Below are 342 nucleotides of genomic sequence, written 5' to 3'. Positions count from 1 at the left end.
CACCCCCGTACGGGAGCCGCGCAGGGTCGCCGGGTCGATCCCGGCCCGCTCGAACACCTCCCACGAGGTCTCCAGCAGCAACCGCTGCTGGGGGTCCATCGCCAGGGCCTCACGCGGCGAGATCCCGAAGAACCCCGCGTCGAACTCGGCCGCCTCGTACAGGAACCCGCCCTCACGGGCATAACTCGTCCCCGCGTGATCCGGATCCGGGTGGTACAGGCTCTCCAACGCCCAGCCACGGTCGACCGGGAAACCACCGATCGCGTCCCCGCCCTCCGCGACCAGCCGCCACAGATCCTCCGGAGAACGCACCCCGCCCGGATAACGGCAGCTCATCCCCAC

Annotated in this window: 1 protein-coding gene; it reads right to left on the bottom strand. The window is 70.8% G+C overall.

The genetic code is table 11. From position 1 onward, the window contains the following. Nucleotides 1-342 (bottom strand): beta-ketoacyl synthase N-terminal-like domain-containing protein (locus WDV06_RS37460; protein ID WP_395514212.1); only part of this gene is annotated, 342 nt, incomplete at both ends.

The sequence above is a fragment of the Streptomyces racemochromogenes genome (genome assembly GCF_044129415.1).
Taxonomy (GTDB): domain Bacteria; phylum Actinomycetota; class Actinomycetes; order Streptomycetales; family Streptomycetaceae; genus Streptomyces; species Streptomyces racemochromogenes_A.
The sequence above is the reverse complement of the archived record's forward strand: the minus strand, read 5'-3'. Positions and strand labels throughout refer to the sequence as shown.